The following is a 20,736-nucleotide window of genomic DNA, read 5'->3' as shown; positions in this document are numbered from 1 at the left end:
CGGAGAACCAGACATGCTTGCCATGCACCCCGATTGCCAGAACTGCGGCACCGAGCTTCCCGCCGAAGCGCCCGGCGCTTTCATCTGCTCGATGGAATGCACGTTCTGCGCCGAATGCGCCGAAGACCTCGATGACCGCTGCCCCAATTGCCAGGGCGAACTGATGGACCGCCCAACGCGGGCCAAGGCGCTCCACGCCAAGTACCCGCCCGCGCGCGAACGGCGCTACAAGCCTTAGACCCTAGCATACTTGCACGCCCCCTCCCCTGCGCGCATGATCGCGCCAGGGAAGAGGGCAACAGCCATGCACGAACACGAATGGCGTCGGCAGATCGTGAACGAGATGCATCTGCGTCGCTGGCCCGTGCTGCGCGCGCCGATGCAGGTGGTGCAGCAGGTGCGGCTGGTGGACGATGCCGCCCGCGATGCCGAATGGGCAGCCTGGGCAGCCATGCCCGAAGGTGGCGAGGTGCGCCGCGCCGATCGTCGCCACGTTTCGGGCACCCTGGCCGGTGGCGTGTCGTTCACCTGGGAACGGCATAGCGAGGCCAGCACCCAGACGCTGTTTGCCCCATGCGACGTCGATCTTGCCGATGCGACTGCCTGGATGGAAAGCCTGCCCGGCGCGACGGTGCGCGCCACGCGGCTGGTGATCGTGGCAGACGAAGCCGATGCCGCCCAGGTGATGCCGGCCATGGGCCTAGTGCACGATGACCTGGTCTCGTGCCACGTGGCCGGCCCGATGCGCATCTGGTCAGACTTTCACATCGGCGAGGATGGCTATGGCCGCATGCTGGTGGCCGCATGCGGGTTGGAAGGGGGCGACCTGACCCGCGCGGTGCAGCGGTTGCAGGAATTGAGCAGCTATCGCAACCTGGCGCTGCTCGGCCTGCCGGTGGCGCGCGCGGCCTGGCCCCGGCTGGACCAGGCCGAAGCAGACCTGCGCCGCCTGGGCGAGGCGCTGACCCGCGACGATGTGCGCGACGATGACCTGATGGACCAGCTTTCCGGCCTGTCGCTGGCGATCGCCGCTGTGGCCAGTGCCACCGACTACCGCATGAGCGCCACTGCCGCCTATGCCCTGCTGGTGGAAGAACGGCTGGCCGATCTAGCGCCGCGGCCGATTCCCGGCTTTCTCTCGCTGGGCGAATTTACCCAGCGCCGCTTCCTGCCGGCGGTGCGCACTTGCGCCGCGTTTTCCCGTCGTGAACGCCAGGTGGCGGCGCGCGCCGGGCAGTTCACCGCGCTGCTGCGTGCGCGGATCGAAACCCGCATCGAAAACCAGAACGGCGCGCTGCTCGCCTCGCTCGAACGCAGCGCGGTCCGCCAGTTGCGCCTGCAACACCTGGTCGAGGGGCTGTCGGTGGTGGGGATCAGCTATTATGCCACGGCGCTGATCGGCCACGTGCTGGAAGGCGGGGAAAGCCTGGTGCACTTCGATGCGCGCCTGGCCGTGGGGGTAATCACCCCGCTGGTGATGCTGGCGACCTGGCTGGCACTGCGCCATGCCCGCCGCCAGGTACTCGATCACCCCTCACCGTGATATTAGCGCTATTGGTGATAGTATGAATATCACCAATAGTATGTCAGACCGCTGCTTCGGCCATCCGCGCGGCAAACCACGGCTTCATCCGCGCCAGCGCGTCTTCCACCTCGGCGGTGGAAACGGCAAAGCTGATGCGGAAGAAGCGGCGCCCTTCGACCGGATCGAAATCAATGCCCGGTGCCGTGGCCACGCCGGTATCTTCCAGCAGCTTGAGGCAGAACGCCATCGAATCGTCGGTCAGGTGGCCGATATCGGCCCAGACATAGAATGCGCCATCAGGCGGCGCGATGCGGGCCAGGCCCAGCGCCGGCAGGGCATCGAGCACGAGTTGGCGGTTGCGCGCATAGGCGGCGACATGGCCCTGTAACTCGTCCTGGCATTCGAACGCCACCAGGCCGGCATTCTGGCTGAGCACCGGCGGGGTAAGGAACAGGTTGCCCATCCGCGCGCGCGCCTGGTCGACCAGTGCGGGCGGCACCACCAGCCAGCCAAGGCGCCAGCCCGGCATCGAGAAGTACTTGGAAAAGCTGTTGATGATCACCGCCTCGGGATCGACGGCAAGCAGGGTCTGCGCCTGCGCACCGTCATAGGTGAGGCCGTGATAGATCTCGTCGCTGATCACCGAGATGCCGCGTGTCTGGCAGACCTGGACGATGGCCGCCAGTTCATCGGGTGCGATCACCGTGCCAGTGGGGTTGGCCGGGCTGGCCAGGATCAACCCGTCAGGCGCCGGCTCCATCGCGGCCAAGGCGGCAGCAGTGACGTTGAAGCGTTCCTGCGGGCCACACACCAGTTCGACCGGCTCCATGTGCAGCGCACGCAAGGTATTGCGATAGGCCACATAGCCGGGCCGGGCGATCGCCACCCGCGCACCGGGGGCAAAGCGCAGGGTCAGCGCCATGACCAGGGCTGGCGAGGCACCACAGGTCAGCACGACTTGCGACGGATCGACCGTGACGCCGGCGGTTTCATGGTAATGCCGGGCAATGCGCTCTTTCAGCGCCTGGCTTTCCCAATAGCCCTGCGCCTGGGTATCCAGCACGTGATGGGCACGGGCAATCGCGGCAGCGGGCGCGCTGGTGGAGGGCTGGCCGAATTCCATGTGGATCACCGGCCGGCCGGCCGCAGCCGCATCGGCCGCAATGCGGTGCGCTAGGGTGGAAACGGCAATGGCGTGAAAGGGTTCGATCTGTGCAGTCATGGGGGCCGTGCGGGTAACACGATTCGGGCGGCGGGTATATCCACCCATGGTGATGGCGGAACCTGCGGGACTGACAGGCGGATGAACCAGCCGTAATCTGCCCGCCATCGGCGGTTTGGCGGGTATCAGGCACCTGCCTTGCCGGTAACACCACGCAACAGGCGATGATCGATGGCACACTCTGGGCAACACCGAGACGCCGCCACGGCGGGGCAGAGCCAGGACAACGGCATTCCCGCCGGGCCGGCCGCGCCGGTCAACGCCGCGCAGACCACCGACCTTGCCGGAAACCCGCTGGACACGGTTAATGCCAGCGGCCCTTGCACCACGGCCCAGGCACGCGCCAGCCTGGCACAATGCCGAACCGCCACCGGCGCCGGTATTCCTGCCGCGCCGCTGGCGCTGGTCGCGCTGGCCTGCGCCCTGCTGGCGGCCGGCGTGTGGACCTTGGCCGGGCAGGAAATCCGCAAATGGATCGATGGCCAGGGATGGGATTGGCAGGCCGCCTCGCAGCGCACGGGCAGCCATGGCCGCGCCGCCCGTGCGCTGCGACGGCGGCGGCGCCTGGCGCTTGCCATGATCGTCGTTGCGCTGGCGCTTGGCATCGTCGGCCTGGTCGCCGCGCCGCAGGGCTGAACGCCCCGCCGCCACGGGCCTGGTAGGCAACAGCGACCCTTTGCCTTGGCAGCGGGCATGGGGTACAGCAACATCCTGACATAGCCCGGACCAGGCTGCCCATGACGCATTCGGACTCTTCGCTGCTGCTCGACCTCTACGGCTCGGTAGAGCATGAGGCGCGCTGGCAGGTCGTGCTCGATACGTTGCGCGATCGCATGGGCCTGGAAAGCGTGGTGGCGCAGGTGCTGTCTTCGGCCCGCTCCTGCCTGCAACAGGTCTGGACGGCGCGGGATTCGGTATCGTTGCGCCATGCGGCCATTCACGATTCCTGGGCCAATTCCGGCGCCAATCCCCGCTTTCATCGCCAACGCGCGCTGCGCCATCCCGATACCGGGATCGGCAGTGATTTCCAAAGCCTGGATCATTCCGAAAACGAACATCGCGCCATGCGCGAAGGGTTGGCGCGCTGCGGATTGGGGCCGGCGTTCTGGGTCGATTTCGGCCTCAGCCCGAACAGCCATTTCTCGCTGGTGTTCCATCGCAAGCCCGGTGACGACCGCGACGTCAACGCCGGCGAGGTGGAATTTCTGCAGCAGTTGCAGCCCCACCTCAGCCAGGCGGTCAGCCTGTGGCTCAAAACCTCGGAAAACGCGGCGCGGGTGCGCACGCTGGAACAGGCGATCAGCGCCACCGACCTGGCCATGACCAGCTGCGATCGCACGCTGCGCATGGCATGGAGCAATCCGGTAGCCGAGACGCTCCTCGCCTATAACCGGCACCTGGGCGTGCGCAACGGCATGCTGACCGCGCACAACGCGCAAGCCAATGCCGCGCTCAAGGCGCTGGTTGCCGATGCCGCCACCGGCCATGCCGATGTGCTGGCATTGGGCAGCCCGGGAGACGATCCGCTGCATGTGCGGGCCGTGTCTGGGGCCAACCAGGCCGGCATCGGTGCAGCCGCGCGCGATGAAGTGCTGCTGCTGATCGCGGCGCCGGAACGCCGCGTCCAGATCATGCCATCAGCCCTGGCGCGCCTGTTCCGCCTGACGGGAGCAGAAGCGCAACTGGCCGCTGCCCTAGCCGCGGGCGACACGGTCAGCGAATATGCCGCCCGCCGCGGTATTACCACCGGCACTGCGCGCATCCAGCTCAAGCAGCTGTTCGGCAAGACCGGCACCGGGCGCCAGGCCGATCTCGTTCGCCTGATCCTGCATTCGCTCTCGGCCCAGGGCAACGGCACCCTGCCCCCGGTACCCGTTCCGCCACGCCCAAACTGAGATCGCAGACTATATCCCATATGGGAGGTGCAGGGCCGTAACCTCTGGCCCCATCATCCCCCGCGACAAGGCGGAACGGACGCGTTCCAAACCGCCGCAGCGTGAGGGATAGAAGATGCAGCCCAGACATTTCCATTCGTTCGCAGGCGCTCCCGTGGCCCTGGCCATGGCCCTGGCCTGGAGCAGCGGGCCAGCACTGGCGCAGGATGGCAGCGGCACGCCGGCAACTGCAACAAGCGCCGATGCCGCCCCCGGCGAAATCGTGGTCACGGCCACCCGCCGCGCCGAATCGCTGAGCAAAGTGCCGCAATCGGTCACCGCGCTCAGCCAAGCCTCGCTCGATGCGCGCGGCATCAAGGACATTTCGGGCGTCGTGCGGCAGACGCCGGGCATCCAGTTCGATCCCAACGGCTTCGGCAACCAGACCAACATCGCCATTCGCGGCATCAGTTCCACCGTCGGGGCCGCCACCACCGGCGTCTATATCGACGATACCCCGATCCAGAGCCGCGTCGTGGGCTATTCCACCACCAACGCCTTTCCCGCGGTGTTCGATCTGGCGCGCGTGGAAGTGCTGCGCGGGCCGCAGGGCACGCTGTTCGGCGCTGGTTCGGAAGGCGGCACGGTGCGCTTCATCACCACCCAGCCCAGCCTTACCGACACGCATATCTATGGCCGGGCCGAAGCCTCGGCCACGCAGGGCGGCGCCGCCTCGGGCGAACTGGGCGTATCGATTTCAGCGCCGCTGGTGCGCGACAAGCTCGGGCTGGCAGCCAGCGTGTGGTATCGCCACGATGGCGGGTGGATCGATCGGCAGGATGCCAATCCCATCCTGACCAACGCGCCCTATCTCAAGAACGTCAATTCCAGCTGGACGCAAGTGGCGCGCTTTGCGCTCAAGTGGGCGCCGGTCGATGGCGTGGAAATCACTCCGTCGCTCTATTATCAAAAGCGCGTCAACAACGACACCAGCCCATGGTGGGAAAACAACGGCCTCGCTCCCAGCGATCCAGGCTACAAGGCGCTGTCCAACCCCAGCAAGGGCCAGTACGTCAGCGGGGCGCCCAATGGCTCGCCCGATCGCGATCGCTTCTATCTGCCCGCGCTCAACATCAGCGCCGATCTCGGCGGCGCGCAGTTGATCAGCAACACCTCTTACTATGTGCGCGATCAAAGCGGCGAGATCGACTATTCCACAATCTGGCCGGCGGTCTTTGCCGGCACGCCCTGGGTCGGCACCGATCACAAGGCCCTGGCCTATATGCGCAACGACCAGCGCACGTTCACCCAGGAAGTGCGCCTGCAATCCACCAACGCCAATGCGCGCTTCACCTGGGTGATCGGCGGCTTTTATGCCAAGTCGGTCCAGCATTTCGCCGAACAGGTCTATGATCCCAACTTTGCCGACATTTTTGGCGGCGTGCCGCCCGAAGTGGTGCTCGGCGTGCCGCTGGTCGATGGGCTCTATTCGCTGGCGGGGAGCGGACGCGGCGCCGACGAACAGCTGGCCGGTTTTGCCGAAGGGTCGCTCAAGCTGACCGACACTCTCAAGGTAACCGCCGGGGTGCGCGTGGCGCACACCAAGTTCGAAGGCAATTCGCTGTTCCAGGGTCCGGTCTCGGGCTATCAGTTGCAGGACCAGCAGTCGGTCAGCGAAAACCCGGTCACGCCCAAGTTCGCGCTCAACTGGCAGGCCACGCCAACCACGCTGATTTATGCCACGGCGGCCAAGGGCTATCGCATCGGCGGCACCAATGCGCCGGTGCCGCTCAGCCAGTGCGGGACGGACCTTGCCAACTATGGCTTTGCCAATGTGCCCAGCACCTACAAGTCCGACAGCCTGTGGAGCTATGAAGCCGGCGCCAAGACGCGCGTGGGCGGGGTAAGCCTGGCAGCCAGCGCCTACCACGTGGATTGGAGCAACATTCAGCAGAACGTCTATCTCCAGCATTGCGGCGCGCAGTTCACTGCCAACCTGGGCAAGGCACGCAGCCAGGGCTTCGACATCCAGGCGACGGCCCGGATCAGCCCCGCGTTCACCCTGGATGGAACGCTGGCCTATACCGACGCGCACCTGACCCAGAATGTCAGCGGCCAGCCCAATCCCCAGGCCGGCCAGCTGATCGCCGCAGTGGGTGATCACCTGGAAACCCATCCGTGGACGGCCACGATCGGCGCCAATTATGAAGCGCCGGTCGGCAGCGCCACGGCCTATCTGCGCGCCGACTATTCGTACAAGAGCAAGGCCAGGATGTCGGCCGTCACCGACAGCAGCACCAGCAGCTATGATCCCGGCGCCTATGCCCTGCCCCAGGTGCACTATGCCAGCCTGCGCGCCGGGCTGCGCAAGGGCGCCTATGATCTCTCGCTGTTTGTCGACAACCTGACCAACGAAACCACGATCCTGTCCCGCTCGATCGAGGTGAGCGGCGTTGGCACCTATCGCAACCTGTCACAGCGCCCGCGCACGTTCGGCCTCACCCTGCTGATGCGCCAGTAATGCCGGGTGCCCCGCCAAGGGGCACCCCCTGCACTGGGCCGGAAGCACCCTGATGCTTCCGGCCACTTTTCCCCTTGTTCCTTCCCTGCTGCAAAGGCTGCTTCCCCATGGTTTTCCCCCGCAAGAAGGCCGCGCTCGCGCTGGCCAGCGCCACCCTCGCCCTGGCCCAGGCATTCGCCACGCCCGCCCTGGCGCAAACCGCGCCGCCCCATGTCCTGCCCAATGGCCAGGTACCGCCCAACCTGGCCGCCGCGCGCACCCACATGCTCGAAGCGCCGGAAAACATGCTGACCTTCCACACCATGGATCAGCTGTTCCAGACCCGACCGGTGCCGCGTTCCGGCCCGATCGCCGCGCTGCCCCGCGTGGACCAGGCCCTGCCCGATGCCGTGCTCGGCACCACGAAAATGACCGAGGACCAGTGGGAAGACCGCACTTTCACCAATGCCCTGCTGGTGATGCGCGACGGCAGGATCGTGCACGAAAGCTATCGCAACAACACCGATGCCAGCACGCACTACATCTCGTTCTCGATGGCCAAGTCGATCACCTCGATCATGGTCGGCATCGCGGTCAACCAGGGCTTCATCAAGTCGATCGACCAGCCCGCCACCGACTATGTCCCCGAACTCAAGGGGTCGGGCTATGACGGGGTGACGATCCGCCAGCTGCTCCAGATGCGTTCGGGCGTGGATTACGAGGAACGCTATGACTTTGGCGCAACGCCCAGCGTGGCCGCCAAGATCTTCCTCAACGCCATCGTCGCCAACACCGAACGCTTTGCCGACACCGCGCCACGCCTGGGCCGCAAATGGAAGCCGGGCAGCCACTTCAACTATTCCACGCTCGATACCAGCGTGCTGGGCTGGATTCTCGAACGCGCGACCAAGCAGCCGCTGGCCACCTACATGACCAACACCCTGTGGCAGCCGATGGGCATGGAATCCTATGGCTTCTGGCTGGCCGATGGCGCGCCGGGCGTGGGGCGCGAGCTTAACGGCATGGGCTATAACGCCACGCTGCGCGATTTTGCCCGCCTGGGGCAGATGATGCTGGACGAGGGCAAGTTCAACGGCCGCCAGATCCTGCCGGCGGACTGGGTCCACCAGGCAACCGCGATGGTGCCCAATGCCGATCCCGGCACGCCGCCCCCGCCGGCCAGCGTGACCGATCCCTTCGCCCGCTCCGGCTATGGCTTCCAGTGGTGGAAGGTCGACGATACCGGCGCCTATACCGCGCTCGGCCTCCAGGGGCAGTTCATCTACGTCCACCCCGCCACGCGCACGGTGATCGTCAAGCTCAGCTTCTTCCCGCCCGAAGGATCGGACCTGGGCAATCGCGCGCTGGAAGAGACGCTGGCCTATTTCAAGACGCTGGTGAACTGGTCAGCCACCGCGCCCAAGCCGTAAGGCCAGGCGCCCAAGGGATGATCCGGCGGGATCATGCGTGGGGGAACGTAATCTCCACCATGATCCCCTCGGGCGAAAAGCGCCGCACGATGCGCCCGTCAAGCTGGCGTTCGGAACTGCGGATCAGCGCCGAGCCAAAGCCTTCGCGCGCCGGCACGCCGTCTTCGGGCAGCACCAGCGGCGCGGCGGCGCGTTCCTGCCACACCAGGCGCACGGTCTTGTCTGCCGCATGGTGTTCCCAGCGCACCTCGAGCAGTCCGCCCGGGGCCGACCAGGCGCCATACTTGACGGCATTGGTCACCAATTCGTGCAGCACCAGGCCCAGCGGCACGGCGTGGCGGCCCGACACCACCAGTGTCCCGCCCGAAAGGTTGCAGCGTTCGCTGTCAGAGCGGTAGGGCGCGATCGCCTTGGTGACCAGATCGGCCAGGTCCACCTCGCCATCGCCATCGTGGCGCCCCTGCGTCACATCGTGCGCGGTGACCAGGGCGTGGATGCGCTTGGCAATGCGGTCCACCGCCGGGGCCGCGGCGGTATCGCCCCGGGCCGACATCTTCACGATCGCCAGGATCACCGCGAACAGGTTCTTTACGCGATGATTAAGCTCGCGCGCCAGCAGGTCGGCGCGGTCGCGCGCCTCGGCGATCAGCGCGGCATTGGCAGCGGCTGCCTGCGCCTGGGCAGTGCGGATCACCTGCCACAGCCCCAGGATCAGCGCGATGGTGATGATCACCGCCAGCAGGCCCAGCGAGGGTATGACGCGCGCCTCGGCCATGGCAGCACTGTCGGTCGCGGCATCCAGCCGCGCGCGCTCGGTACGTTCCAGCCGGCCCACGGCCTGGCGCAGGGCCTCCATCGCCAGTTGCCCCTCGTCAGACAGGGTGCGCACCCGTGCCTCGACCAGTTCGCCACGCCGCACCAGTTCCACCGTGCCGGCCATTTCGGCCCACTTGGCATCGCCCAGGCGCTCGATCTCATCCACCAGGGCGGCCTGCTGCGGATCGATGCCCTGGCCCAGGCGGCGGCGCAGCGCGCGGATTTCCGCCTCATAGGCGGCATGGCCCTGCGTATAAGGCACCAGATAGCGGCGGTCATAGGTGATGTAATAGCCGCGCTGCCCGGTTTCGCCGTTAAGCGTGGCCGCCACGATGCCATCGAGCGCGGCCAGCACCGCGCTGGTGCGCGCCGCCTGCTCGCGCTGCACGCGCTCGGCATCGACCGTGGTGAAGATCAGGGCAAAGGTACCCAGCAGCGCCAGCGCCAGCACGGCAAACAGCGCCAGTGTCAGCCAGGCCGGCTTGCGGCGCCATATGCGGCCCCAGCTTTGGGCCTGCCCGGTTTCGTCGGCAACCATGGCTCTGCCCTAGAACCTTGCGCGAATTTCGCCAATGGCATTTTCATTGGGGTTTGCGCCCGCGTGGCACAATCGCGCCTCGGCAAATGCTTGACGGATGGCGCGCCCTCGCTTATCGGCGCACCCCTGATTTCGGCTCGGCGTCGGTTGCGGCGGCGTGCCTGTTATACCGATTCGCCAGACAAGAAGAAGAGCTGAACCATGAAGCGCACTTTCCAGCCCAGCAACCTCGTGCGTGCCCGCCGCCACGGCTTCCGCGCCCGCATGGCCACCGTCGGTGGTCGCAAGGTGCTGCGCGCTCGTCGCGCCCGCGGCCGCAAGAACCTCTCGGCCTGATCGCGCGCCCTTCGGGCACCATGTCGGTTGAGACCGGGGCCGATCCGGCCCGCTCTCCTCGGCGCAGTGCCCGCTTGGCGACGATGGCCCGGCGTGCGGATTTTCTCGCCGCCAATCGCGGAATCCGGGTCGCAAGGCCCGGATTCGTGCTTTTGGTGAACCCCTTGTCGCGCGCCGATGGCTCGCTGCGATTCGGGGTGACCGTCACCAAGAAGATCGGCAACGCCGTGGCGCGCAACCGCATGAAGCGGCGCTTTCGCGCGCTGCTGCGCGAACTGCTGCCCGCCCACGGCATTGCCGGCGCCGATCATGTGCTAATCGGCCGCGAAAACGGGGTGGAGCGCGATTTCGCCCTGCTGCGCAGCGAACTGGGCCAGGCCCTGTCGCGCGCTGCTGCCGGCAAGGGCGATCCGCCCCGCAAGCCTGGCGGCAAATCGGGCGGAAAGCCCGGCACCAGGCGCGGCCCACCGCGCGAACCCAAGCCCGCCTACGGCCGCTGAGCCCATGAAGCGCCTGCTCATCCTCATCGCCCGGGGCTGGCAGCTTGGCCCATCCCGCGTCTTGCCACCTTCGTGCCGCTTTGCCCCCTCGTGCTCGCAATATGCGATCGAGGCGTGGACCAAGCATGGTGCGATTAAGGGTAGCTGGCTTGCCGCCTTGCGGCTATTGCGCTGCCATCCCTGGGGTGGCTGCGGGTACGATCCCGTCCCCTGAACACCCCTTCCCAAACAGCTTGATTCAACGAACGCGAGGCACAGTGGAGAAACAGCGCAACCTGATCCTGGCGGTGGTCCTGATGGGCCTGCTGCTGATCGGCTGGGATTATGGCATCGCCTATTTCTATCCGCAGCCCAAGGGCAAGCCGGCCGCCATGGCGAGCCAGGCGCCCGTGGCCGCGCCCGCCAGCAGCGGCCCGCCGGCCAAGCCCACCCGCGAAGGCGGGCTGCAGGCCCCGGCCGACGTGGCGCTGGAGCAAAAGGATCTGGCCCAGGAACTGGCCGCCGGCAACCGCGTGCCGATCGATGCGCCGGGCCTCAAGGGCTCGATCAACCTGGTCGGCGGCGTGGTCGATGACCTGACGCTGGTGCGCCATCGCGAAACGATCGACAAGAACAGCCCGCCGGTGCGCCTGTTCTCGCCCGCCGGCACCCCGGCGCAGCATTTTGCCCAGGTCGGCTGGCTGGGGCAGAACGGCGTGGCCGCGCCCAACGGGCAGACCGTGTTCACCGCGCAAGGTACCAAGCTGACGCCGGCCACCCCGGTCACGCTGACCTGGCGCAACCCCACCGGGCAAACCTTCAGCCTGCGCTACGCGATCGACCAGAATTACATGCTGACCGTGACGCAGAGCGTGACCAACGCCGCGCCCACGGCTGCCTCGGTCGCGCCGTTTGCCCGCATCAACCGCACCGACAAGACGATGAGCCAGGATACCTGGCAGGTCCATTCCGGCCCGATCGGCGCGTTCGATGGCTCGGTCAATTTCTCCAACAACTACACCGATGTCGCCAAGGTCGGCTCGATCACGCCGGCAGGCGCGGCCAACTGGATCGGCTTTACCGACATCTATTGGCTTTCGGCGCTGATCCCGGCCGATGGCGCGGCCAAGCCCGCCGCCGATTTCCGCGCACTGGGCAACAACCTGTTTGCCGCTGACCTGATCTGGCCGGCCGCCAGCGTGGCTCCTGGCCAGACGCAGAGCCAGACCCTGCGCCTGTTTGCCGGCGCCAAGGAAAACAACGTCCTGGAAGCTTATGAAAACCAGGGCGTGACGCACCTGTCGCTGTCGATCGACTGGGGCTGGTTCCGCTGGTTCGAAAAGCCGATCTTCTGGCTGCTCGATTCGCTGTTCCATGGCGTCAAGAACTTCGGCCTGGCCATCATCCTGCTCACCCTGCTGGTGCGCGGCATGATGTTCCCGGTGGCGCAGCGCCAGTTCGCCTCGATGGCGGCGATGCGCGCGCTCCAGCCCAAGATGAAGGCGATCCAGGAACGCTACAAGGACGACAAGGCCCAGGCCCAGCAGGAAATCATGAAGCTCTACAAGGAAGAGCGCGTGAACCCGCTGGCCGGCTGCCTGCCGATCTTCCTGCAGATCCCGGTGTTCTTTGCGCTCTACAAGGTGCTGGTGCTGACCATCGAAATGCGCCACCAGCCCTTCGTGCTGTGGATCAAGGACTTGTCCGCGCCCGATCCGCTCCACGTGCTCAACCTGTTCGGCCTGCTGCCGTTCACCCCGCCCGCCTATCTTGGCATCGGCGTGCTGGCGATCATCCTGGGCGTGACGATGTGGGCGCAGTTCAAGCTGCAACCCGCCGCGATGGACCCGGCACAGCAACAGATCATGGGCCTGATGCCGTGGATGATGATGTTCGTCATGGCGCCGTTTGCCTCGGGCCTGCTGCTCTACTGGATCACCTCCAACCTGCTCACCATCGGCCAGCAGCGCTATCTCTATAGCCGCCATCCGCAGCTCAAGGCGCAGGCAGCCAAGGACCAGCAGAACCTCGATCGCGCCGCCGCGCGCGACGCCACCATTACAGCAAAGCCGAAAAAGAAGTGAGCGTCACCGGTCCCGACGAAGAAGGCCTGCGCCTGATGGCCCTGGAAGAGCGCGCCCGCGCGCTCTTTTCCGGCCGCGTGGAGTTTCTCAAATCCGCCCCTGAACTCAAATTCCTGCCCGAGCCGGACTTTCCCGAGATCGCCTTTTGCGGCCGCTCCAACGTGGGCAAATCCTCGCTGCTCAATGCCCTCACCGGGCGCAAGTCGCTGGCGCGCACCTCGGTCACGCCGGGCCGCACGCAGGAACTGAACTATTTCGAGGTGGGCACCCCCACCCTGTTCCGCCTGGTCGACATGCCCGGCTATGGCTTTGCCAAGGCGCCGCCCAAGGTGGTGGAGCAGTGGCGCCGCCTGGTGCGCGACTATCTGCGCGGCCGCGTGGTGCTCAAGCGCACGCTGCTGCTGGTTGACAGCCGCCACGGCATCAAGACGGTCGATACCGAAATGATGCAGATGCTCGACGAAGCGGCCGTGGGCTATCGCGTGGTCCTGACCAAGGCAGACAAGATCAAGGCCAGCGAACTGGCCGACGTGGTGGCAGAGACCCAGACTATCGCGCGCAAGCACATCGCCGCCCACCCCGAGGTCAGCGTGACCTCGTCGGAAAAGGGCCTGGGCATCGCCGCCCTGCGCGGCGCCGTGCTGGACGACGCGGCGGTCTGACCCCTCCACCACCGCTTCGCGGCGGTCCCCTCCCCGCCGGCGGCAGGGAGGATCACGATCCTCCCCATCCCTGATGGGGAGGTGGCAGCCCGCAGGGCTGACGGAGGGGCCACTCGACAGCCCGCCCCCCAGGCTTTAGGCGGAAAGGCCACGCCCCACGCGAAAGGCCCCGCATGAAGCTGGTCATCGGCAACAAGAATTATTCCAGCTGGTCGTTGCGCGGCTGGCTGGCCGCCAAGCAATCGGGCCTGGCTTTCGAGGAAATCACCGTTCCGCTCTATGGCGATGATTGGGACGAGGCCAAGCGCCGCGATGCCAATCTGGCGCCGTCATCGGGCAAAGTGCCGATCCTGTGGGATGGCGACGCCGTGGTGTGGGACAGTTTGGCGATCATCGATTACCTGGCCGACAAGGTCGGCCGCGATCGCTTCTGGCCCAAGGACGATGCCGCCCGCGCCATGGCGCGATCGATGGTGGCGGAAATGCATTCAGGCTATTTCGCGCTGCGCGGCCACATGCCGATGAACATCCGCCGCCGGCAGGCCCAGCCCGAGGTGCGCGACGATGTGCGCGCCGATATCGTGCGCATCCTGCAGCTGTGGGCCGAGGCGCGCGCCCGTTTTGGCCAGGGCGGCCCGTTCCTGTTCGGTACGTTCAGCGCGGCCGACATCATCTATGCCCCGGTGGTCTCGCGCTTCGTCACCTATGGCGTGGGCGTGCCCGGCTTTGCCGTCGCCTATATGCAGGCGCTGTGGGAGCATCCGTGGATGCAGGCCTGGATCGAGGCAGCGGAAGACGAAGAATGGACCATCGAACAGTTCGAGGAAGCCAGCCACACATGAGCGCCGATCCCGTTGTCCTGACCGAACGCCTGATCGACTGCCCCAGTGTGACGCCGGCCACCGGCAGCGTGTTCGACGTGCTGCAAGCCATGGTCGTGCCCATGGGCTTTGCCGTGCACCGCTTTGTCGAGGGCGAAGCGCCCGACGGGCCGGTGGAGAACCTGTTCGCGATCCGCCAGGGCCCGGCCGGCAGCCGCCACTTCGCCTTTGCCGGCCATCTTGACGTGGTGCCGCCGGGCCAGGGCTGGAGCAGCGCGCCGTTCACCGCCGAGCGGCGCGGCGAACTGCTCTATGGCCGTGGCGCGGTGGACATGAAAGGCGCGATCGCCGCCTTCGTCGCGGCGCTGGCGGAAATCCCGCAAGAGGCCGGCACGATCAGCCTGATCATCACCGGCGACGAGGAAGGCCCGGCACGCTATGGCACGGCCGCCCTGATCGAGCGCATGCGCGCGCTGGCTGATGCAGGAGAGGGCAGCCTGCCCGACCTGTGCCTGGTGGGAGAGCCCACCTCGGTCAACCGACTGGGCGACATGATGAAGATCGGCCGGCGCGGCTCGGTCAATATCTGGCTCACCGTCGATGGCGCGCAGGGCCATGTCGCCTATCCGCACCTCGCGGACAATCCCATTCCCCGGCTCATCGCCATGCTGGCCGAACTCCATGCCCTGGTGCTGGACGAAGGCAGCGACTGGTTTCAGCCGTCCAACCTGGAAATCACCGATATCGAGGTGGGCAACCCCGCCACCAACGTGATCCCCGCCCAGGCGCGCGCCCGGCTGTCGATCCGCTTCAACGACCTGCACACCGGCCAGGGGCTGGTCGATCGCGTCAGCGCCATCGCCATCCGCCATGGCGGCACGGCGCGGGCGGTTATTTCGGGCGAAAGCTTCATCACCCTGCCCGGCGATTTTTCCACGCTGATCGCGCAGGCAGTGGAGACCGAGACCGGCGTCACGCCGGAACTGTCGACCACCGGCGGCACATCGGATGCGCGTTTCCTGCGCGCGCTATGCCCGGTGGTGGAATTCGGCCTGTGCAATGCGACCATGCACAAGAAGGACGAGGCCGTGGCGATGGAAGACCTGCGCGTGCTGGCGCGAATCTATCGCCGCATTGCCTTGGCGGCGCTCCAACAACCATCGGCCTGAATTGTAAGCCTCAAGGCTTCGACAAGCTCAGCCCGAACGGAACCGGGATTGTCCTTATGGTTCCGTTCGCCCTGAGCTTGTCGAAGGGCGCTATCACAGCGCCCGGCAAGCCTTATTCCGCGCCGCGCGGGGTATCGTCGTCGATGCCCGCTTCGCCCAGGCCGCCTTCCTCGTCGTCGTCGTTGCGCTCGCCGCGATAGGCGCCCATGTCGATCCGGCCCGAAGAGACCATCTGCTTCATGTGATCGACCAGATCGGGGGTTGAGCCGGGCTCGTCGCCATCGCCAGACACGCGTTCGCTGTCTTCGGCGGCGCCCAGCACGGCGGTGGCACGGCCCAGCGCTTCATCGGCCAGGGTCTGGGCCTGGGACGACGAATCGTCCTGTTCCTGGTTGTGCGCCTCGGGGGCGAGATCGGGGATTGCCTTGCTCATGCGCGTCACTCCTTTGCCGGAACTACGCGCCGCGCGGCGCCCCGTTCCCCCGCACTTGCCTACCGCGTGGGGACAGGCATCTCGCCGCTATAGTCATAGAACCCGCGCCCGGTCTTGCGGCCGTGCCAGCCAGCCTCGACATATTTCACCAGGAGCGGCGCGGGGCGATACTTGCTGTCGCCCGTGCTGGAATGCAGCACGCGGATAATTTCCACGCAGGTATCCAGCCCGATGAAATCAGCCAGTTCCAGCGGCCCCATCGGATGGTTGAGGCCGAGGCGGCAGGCCTTGTCGATATCGACGATGCTGGCGGTGCCGCTGCCCAGCACGAAGGCCGCTTCGTTGAGCATCGGCATCAGCACGCGGTTGACGATGAAGCCGGCCTCGTCCTGCGAGAGCACCAGCTCCTTGTTGAGCCGCCCGACCAGCCCGCGCATCGTATCAAGCGTGGCGGCCGAGGTGGCGAGGCCCGGGATCACCTCGACCAGGTTCATCACCGGCACGGGGTTGAAGAAATGCAGCCCGATGAAACGCGCCGGATCGGGCGAGGCCGCTGCCATGCGGGTGATCGGGATCGAGCTGGTATTGCTCGCCAGGATGGCATGCTGCGCCAGCACGGCGCCAGCGGCGGCAAAGATCTTCTGCTTGATATCTTCCCGCTCGGTCGCAGCTTCCACGATCAGGTCCGCCGCGGCCATCGGCGCATAGTCACCCACCGGGGTGATGCGCGCCACGATCGCATCGGCATCAGCGGCGGCGATCTTGTCCTTGGCGACCAGGCGCGCGAGCGCCTTGGCGATCTTGTCACGGCCTTTTTCGGCGGCGGCCAGGTTCACGTCGGCCAGCAGCACGGCCAGCCCGGCCTGGGCCATGACCTGCGCAATGCCTGCACCCATCTGCCCGGCCCCGATCACGGCTACGGTCTGCATGCCCACTATCCTTTCACACGATTGATCAGCCCTGCTGATGATCAGCGGCTGGCGCCCGGCACCCACAACGGATCGCGCCCGGCATTGAGCGCGCGGGCCAGCACGAACAGATAATCCGACAGCCGATTGAGATAGGCAAGCGCCGCCGGGTTGACCGGCTCTTGCGCGGCGAGCGCCACGGCGGCGCGTTCGGCGCGGCGAGTGATCGCGCGGGCCAGGTGCACGCGCGCGGCCGCCTCGCTGCCGCCGGGCAGGATGAAGCTGGTAAGTGGCGGCAGCGCGGCATTGCGCGCGTCGATCATCGCCTCGAGCCAGGCAACCTGCCCCGGCACTACGCGCAGCGTCATCTCGCCAGGAGCGAAATCGCTGCCGGGCGTGGCCAGATCGGCGCCGAGGTCGAACAGGTCGTTCTGGATGCGCGTCAATTCCGCGCCGGCATCGGGCGGCACGACCAGTGCGGCCAGGCCGAGCGCGCTGTTGGCCTCGTCCACCTCGCCGATCGCGGCCATGCGCGGCTCGTGCTTGCCGCGGCGCGAGCCATCGACCAGCCCGGTCGTGCCATCGTCACCCGTACGGGTGTAGATCTTGTTCAGCTTTACCATGAAATGGAACGAACCTGTTCAGTTCTTGCCGCCGACCATCAGCAGCACGATGACCACGACGATGGCCAGCCCCTGAAACTTGATGCGGTTGAACATCATGCGGTTCTGCAACAGCTGCATGTCGCGCACGCCCTCGTCCCCCCGCTCCAGGCCCTCGCGCGTGGTGCGCAGGAAGGCAACCACGCCGCGCAGCAGCGACCAGACGGTCAGCGCCATGAGCACGATCAGCAGGGGTATGAGCACATAGGTCATGGCGACAGGTCTATGGTGTCTGCCAGGCAAATGCCAGTGTCAAAAAGGCCAGCGCGCAGTGCGGCGGCCAGCGCCATGCCATCTTCCCCGGCCAGGCGCCGCTCTGCCAGGCCCGGTGCATCGCGACGCTTGGCGAGCTTGCGGCCATCCGCGCCGATCAGCACGGCATGGTGGTGCCAGCGCGGCACCGGCAGGCCAAGCAGCGCCTGCAGCAGCCGGTGCACGTGGCTGGCCCGGAACAGGTCGATCCCGCGCGTGACCACGCTCACCCCGTCAGCGGCATCGTCCACCGTGGCGGCGAGGTGATAGGATGCCGGCGCATCCTTGCGCCATAGCACGACATCGCCAAACATCTCTGGCGTGGCGCGCTGCTCTCCGCGCCGCTCGTCCACCCAGCAAAGCGGCCCGGCTAGCGCGGTGGCCTTGGCCATGTCCAGCCGCCAGGCCACGTCCGGGCCGCGCGCCACCGGGTGCTGGCGGCAGGTGCCGGGGTAGATCGGCCCGTCCGGCCCCTGGGTCGTGGCGGCAGCGGCAATCTCTGCCCGGGTGCAGCGGCACGGATAGAGTAGCCCCGCTGCGCGCAGGGCATCGGCGGCTTGGCGGTAATGCGCCACGCGCTGCGACTGCGGCAAGACTTCGTGCCATGACAGGCCGAGCCAGGCGAGGTCGGCGCGGAACGCCGCGGCCAGTTCGGGCCGGCTGCGCGCGCCGTCGATATCCTCGATCCGCAGCAGGAACGTGCCGCCATCGGCATGCGCGCGATCGTGCGCCACGAGCGCGGCCCAGGCGTGCCCGAGATGCAGCGGACCATTGGGGCTGGGGGCGAAACGCGTGACGGCAGAAGGCATGGCGGAAGCAGCGATCATCGCCGGATGGGTAGAAGGTTTCCCCAGAGGAACAAGTGTATCCCATAAGACACAATTGTCCGAAACGCAAAACGGCGGCCCCACCGGACCGCCGCTTTAAGACCCGCCGCGATGCGGTGACATCGCGCTGCGGGGCTTTACTTACTATCTCAAAGATATGCCATGGTCGCTTGAGAGGACCGACCAGACATATATCAGTGCTGCCGCCAGCGCTTAGACAAGCGTGGCAGTGAACATCGCGCCGCTGAGACCAGCGGCGAGGATGAGCGGCAGCACAACGGTTGCGATCTTGCGCATGGTGTGCTCCTGATTTCCTGCGAATTGCAAAGTTTATTGTTAAACCTTGCAGGATCCTCTCAGTCCGTCGCGCCGGCAGGGTAAGGCTCGGAGCCGCGAACTGACGCCCACATAAGACGAGGCGGTTTTGTTACAAGTGCGATCCTGGCGCCAGCAGTTGCGAAAAACGCAATCCACATCGTGCAACCGTAGTTATCGTGGCATATGCGCAACAGTTTTGCCACATTACGCGGCCATGACGCCACACTGTGGGGCGCGGCGCAGAATTTACGCCTGCGGCTGGCCAAGTGCTGGACAGTCTGGCCCGCCTTCCTTATCGGCCAGCCATGACTATCCAGCCCGAAGAATCGGCCCCCGAATCGATCCTCATCGTCGATTTTGGCAGCCAGGTGACGCAGCTGATCGCACGCCGCGTGCGCGAGGCCGGCGTCTATTCCGAAATCGCCCCGTTCACCCAGGCCGAGGCGGCATTCCACCGCATGAAGCCCAAGGGCATCATCCTCTCGGGCTCGCCCGCCAGCGTGCCCGCCGATGGCAGCCCGCGCGCGCCGCAGGTGCTGTTCGACAGTGGCTTGCCGATCCTGGGCATCTGCTATGGCCAGCAGGTGATGAGCCATCAGTTGGGTGGCGAAGTGCAGCCCGGCGATTCGGGCGAATTCGGCCGGGCGTTCCTGACCGTGACCGAGCCTTGCGTGCTGTTCGATGGGCTGTGGACCGTGGGCGAACGCCACCAGGTGTGGATGAGCCACGGCGACAAGGTGACGCAGTTTGCGCCGGGCTTCCGCATCGTGGCAGTGTCCGATGGCGCCCCGTTTGCCGTCATCGCCAACGACGAAAAGAAGTATTACGGCACCCAGTTCCACCCCGAGGTGGTCCACACCCCCGATGGCGGCAAGCTGATCGCCAATTTCGTGCGCCACGTCTGCGGTTGCACCGGCGATTGGACCATGGCCGAATTCCGCAAGACCAAGATCGCCGAAATCCGCGCACAGGTGGGCGATGCCCGCGTGATCTGCGGCCTTTCCGGCGGGGTCGATTCGGCCGTTGCCGCCGTGCTGATCCACGAGGCGATCGGTGACCAGCTGACCTGCGTGTTCGTCGACCATGGCCTGATGCGTCTGGGCGAGGCGGAGCAGGTCGTCTCGCTGTTCCGCAACCACTACCACATCCCGCTGGTCCACGTGGATGTGTCGACGCTGTTCCTCAAGGGCCTGGAAGGGGTGACCGACCCCGAGGCCAAGCGCAAGTTCATCGGCAAGACCTTCATCGACGTGTTCGAGGCCGAGGCGCGCAAGGTGGGTGGCGCCGATTTCCTCGCGCAGGGCACGCTCTATCCGGATGTGATCGAAAGCGTTTCGTTCACCGGCGGGCCTTCGGTGACGATCAAGAGCCACCACAACGTGGGTGGCCTGCCCGAACGCATGAACATGAAGCTGGTCGAGCCCTTGCGCGAACTGTTCAAGGACGAAGTGCGCGCACTGGGCCGCGAACTGGGCCTGCCCGATATCTTCGTGGGCCGCCACCCGTTCCCCGGGCCGGGCCTGGCCATCCGCATCCCCGGCGAAGTGACGCGCGAGCGCTGCGACATCCTGCGCAAGGCCGACGCGATCTATCTCGAAGAGATCCGCAACGCCGGGCTCTATGACGCGATCTGGCAGGCCTTTGCCGTGTTGCTGCCGGTGCGCACCGTGGGCGTGATGGGCGACCATCGCACCTACGATTCGGTGTGCGCCCTGCGCGCGGTTACCTCGACCGATGGCATGACCGCCGATATCTATCCCTTCGACGCCGGCTTCCTCAGCCGCGTGGCGACGCGCATCGTCAACGAGGTCAAGGGCATCAACCGCGTGGTCTATGACTATACGTCAAAGCCGCCCGGCACGATCGAGTGGGAATGATCT

The 20,736-nt window shown here is 66.4% G+C and carries 21 protein-coding genes; 14 read left to right on the top strand and 7 right to left on the bottom strand.

Annotated features, from left to right (window positions below; translation table 11 throughout):
* The first annotated feature begins 13 nt into the window (after positions 1–13).
* Both SCA01S_RS05415 and SCA01S_RS05410 read left to right on the top strand, forming a co-directional pair.
* The gene (locus SCA01S_RS05415; protein WP_022675443.1) at positions 14–238 is read left to right on the top strand and encodes a DUF1272 domain-containing protein; all 225 of its coding nucleotides are present in this window, start codon (positions 14–16) and stop codon (positions 236–238) included.
* Between the two features lie 66 nt (positions 239–304).
* Positions 305–1,543, top strand: a complete 1,239-nt coding sequence (locus SCA01S_RS05410) for a DUF3422 domain-containing protein (RefSeq protein WP_022675442.1) — start codon at positions 305–307, stop codon at positions 1,541–1,543.
* Positions 1,544–1,586: 43 nt separating this feature from the next.
* Here the strand turns inward: SCA01S_RS05410 and SCA01S_RS05405 are convergent, their stop codons facing one another.
* Positions 1,587–2,747: an aminotransferase class I/II-fold pyridoxal phosphate-dependent enzyme gene (locus SCA01S_RS05405; protein WP_062783596.1), complete on the bottom strand. Its 1,161-nt coding sequence runs from the start codon at positions 2,745–2,747 to the stop codon at positions 1,587–1,589.
* A 171-nt stretch (positions 2,748–2,918) separates the two neighbouring features.
* Here SCA01S_RS05405 and SCA01S_RS05400 point away from each other — a divergent pair, with 171 nt between their 5' ends.
* From SCA01S_RS05400 to SCA01S_RS05385, 4 genes are all read left to right on the top strand, one after another.
* Positions 2,919–3,383: a hypothetical protein gene (locus SCA01S_RS05400; protein ID WP_062783593.1), complete on the top strand. Its 465-nt coding sequence runs from the start codon at positions 2,919–2,921 to the stop codon at positions 3,381–3,383.
* A gap of 101 nt (positions 3,384–3,484) precedes the next feature.
* Positions 3,485–4,642, top strand: coding sequence for a helix-turn-helix transcriptional regulator (locus SCA01S_RS05395; protein ID WP_062783590.1), 1,158 nt, complete (start codon positions 3,485–3,487; stop codon positions 4,640–4,642).
* A 115-nt stretch (positions 4,643–4,757) separates the two neighbouring features.
* Positions 4,758–7,142, top strand: coding sequence for a TonB-dependent receptor (locus tag SCA01S_RS05390; RefSeq protein ID WP_082350092.1), 2,385 nt, complete (start codon positions 4,758–4,760; stop codon positions 7,140–7,142).
* A 107-nt stretch (positions 7,143–7,249) separates the two neighbouring features.
* Positions 7,250–8,551, top strand: a complete 1,302-nt coding sequence (locus SCA01S_RS05385; RefSeq protein ID WP_084390781.1) for a serine hydrolase domain-containing protein — start codon at positions 7,250–7,252, stop codon at positions 8,549–8,551.
* Positions 8,552–8,582: 31 nt separating this feature from the next.
* Here SCA01S_RS05385 and SCA01S_RS05380 read toward each other — a convergent pair whose 3' ends face one another.
* Entirely contained in the window at positions 8,583–9,905 is a 1,323-nt protein-coding gene (locus tag SCA01S_RS05380) for a sensor histidine kinase (protein ID WP_022674471.1), read from the bottom strand.
* A 201-nt stretch (positions 9,906–10,106) separates the two neighbouring features.
* On the opposite strand from SCA01S_RS05380, the gene rpmH reads away from it, so the two are divergent.
* The 7 genes from rpmH to dapE all read left to right on the top strand — a co-directional run bounded on the left by rpmH (position 10,107) and on the right by dapE (position 15,456).
* Entirely contained in the window at positions 10,107–10,241 is a 135-nt protein-coding gene (rpmH, locus tag SCA01S_RS05375) for a 50S ribosomal protein L34 (RefSeq protein WP_028657364.1), read from the top strand.
* Positions 10,242–10,261: 20 nt separating this feature from the next.
* On the top strand, positions 10,262–10,741 hold the full coding sequence (rnpA, locus tag SCA01S_RS05370) for a ribonuclease P protein component (RefSeq protein WP_369801279.1): 480 nt from the start codon (positions 10,262–10,264) through the stop codon (positions 10,739–10,741).
* A 4-nt stretch (positions 10,742–10,745) separates the two neighbouring features.
* A complete protein-coding gene (gene yidD / locus SCA01S_RS21660; protein ID WP_082208922.1) occupies positions 10,746–10,955 on the top strand; it encodes a membrane protein insertion efficiency factor YidD in 210 nt (69 codons plus the stop codon).
* Positions 10,956–10,998: 43 nt separating this feature from the next.
* Positions 10,999–12,804: a membrane protein insertase YidC gene (gene yidC, locus SCA01S_RS05365; RefSeq protein ID WP_062783584.1), complete on the top strand. Its 1,806-nt coding sequence runs from the start codon at positions 10,999–11,001 to the stop codon at positions 12,802–12,804.
* 35 nt (positions 12,805–12,839) lie between these two features.
* On the top strand, positions 12,840–13,466 hold the full coding sequence (gene yihA / locus SCA01S_RS05360) for a ribosome biogenesis GTP-binding protein YihA/YsxC (protein WP_107716539.1): 627 nt from the start codon (positions 12,840–12,842) through the stop codon (positions 13,464–13,466).
* Positions 13,467–13,639: 173 nt separating this feature from the next.
* The gene (locus SCA01S_RS05355) at positions 13,640–14,308 is read left to right on the top strand and encodes a glutathione S-transferase family protein (RefSeq protein ID WP_022676808.1); all 669 of its coding nucleotides are present in this window, start codon (positions 13,640–13,642) and stop codon (positions 14,306–14,308) included.
* Positions 14,305–15,456, top strand: a complete 1,152-nt coding sequence (dapE, locus tag SCA01S_RS05350; protein WP_157088859.1) for a succinyl-diaminopimelate desuccinylase — start codon at positions 14,305–14,307, stop codon at positions 15,454–15,456. The genes SCA01S_RS05355 and dapE overlap by 4 nt, the downstream gene beginning before the upstream one ends.
* Positions 15,457–15,568: 112 nt before the next feature.
* On the opposite strand, the gene SCA01S_RS05345 is transcribed toward dapE, so the two are convergent.
* Genes SCA01S_RS05345 through gluQRS form a run of 5 tightly spaced genes read right to left on the bottom strand, consistent with a single transcriptional unit; the run spans position 15,569 to position 18,538 of the window.
* Positions 15,569–15,889 (bottom strand): hypothetical protein, encoded by a 321-nt coding sequence (locus SCA01S_RS05345; RefSeq protein ID WP_022676806.1) that lies wholly within the window; start codon positions 15,887–15,889, stop codon positions 15,569–15,571.
* A 59-nt stretch (positions 15,890–15,948) separates the two neighbouring features.
* A complete protein-coding gene (locus tag SCA01S_RS05340) occupies positions 15,949–16,818 on the bottom strand; it encodes a 3-hydroxyacyl-CoA dehydrogenase NAD-binding domain-containing protein (protein ID WP_062783745.1) in 870 nt (289 codons plus the stop codon).
* A 41-nt stretch (positions 16,819–16,859) separates the two neighbouring features.
* The gene (locus SCA01S_RS05335; protein WP_054131796.1) at positions 16,860–17,420 is read right to left on the bottom strand and encodes a cob(I)yrinic acid a,c-diamide adenosyltransferase; all 561 of its coding nucleotides are present in this window, start codon (positions 17,418–17,420) and stop codon (positions 16,860–16,862) included.
* Between the two features lie 18 nt (positions 17,421–17,438).
* Complete coding sequence (locus tag SCA01S_RS05330; protein ID WP_062783576.1) at positions 17,439–17,672, bottom strand: HIG1 domain-containing protein; 234 nt, start codon at positions 17,670–17,672, stop codon at positions 17,439–17,441.
* Positions 17,669–18,538, bottom strand: coding sequence for a tRNA glutamyl-Q(34) synthetase GluQRS (gluQRS, locus tag SCA01S_RS05325; protein ID WP_245652449.1), 870 nt, complete (start codon positions 18,536–18,538; stop codon positions 17,669–17,671). The genes SCA01S_RS05330 and gluQRS overlap by 4 nt, the downstream gene beginning before the upstream one ends.
* Positions 18,539–19,161: 623 nt before the next feature.
* On the opposite strand from gluQRS, the gene guaA reads away from it, so the two are divergent.
* Entirely contained in the window at positions 19,162–20,733 is a 1,572-nt protein-coding gene (gene guaA / locus SCA01S_RS05320) for a glutamine-hydrolyzing GMP synthase (RefSeq protein WP_022676802.1), read from the top strand.
* The last annotated feature ends 3 nt before the right edge of the window (positions 20,734–20,736 follow it).

This window comes from Novosphingobium capsulatum NBRC 12533 (genome assembly GCF_001598375.1).
Lineage (GTDB): Bacteria > Pseudomonadota > Alphaproteobacteria > Sphingomonadales > Sphingomonadaceae > Novosphingobium > Novosphingobium capsulatum.
The sequence above is the reverse complement of the archived record's forward strand: the minus strand, read 5'-3'. Positions and strand labels throughout refer to the sequence as shown.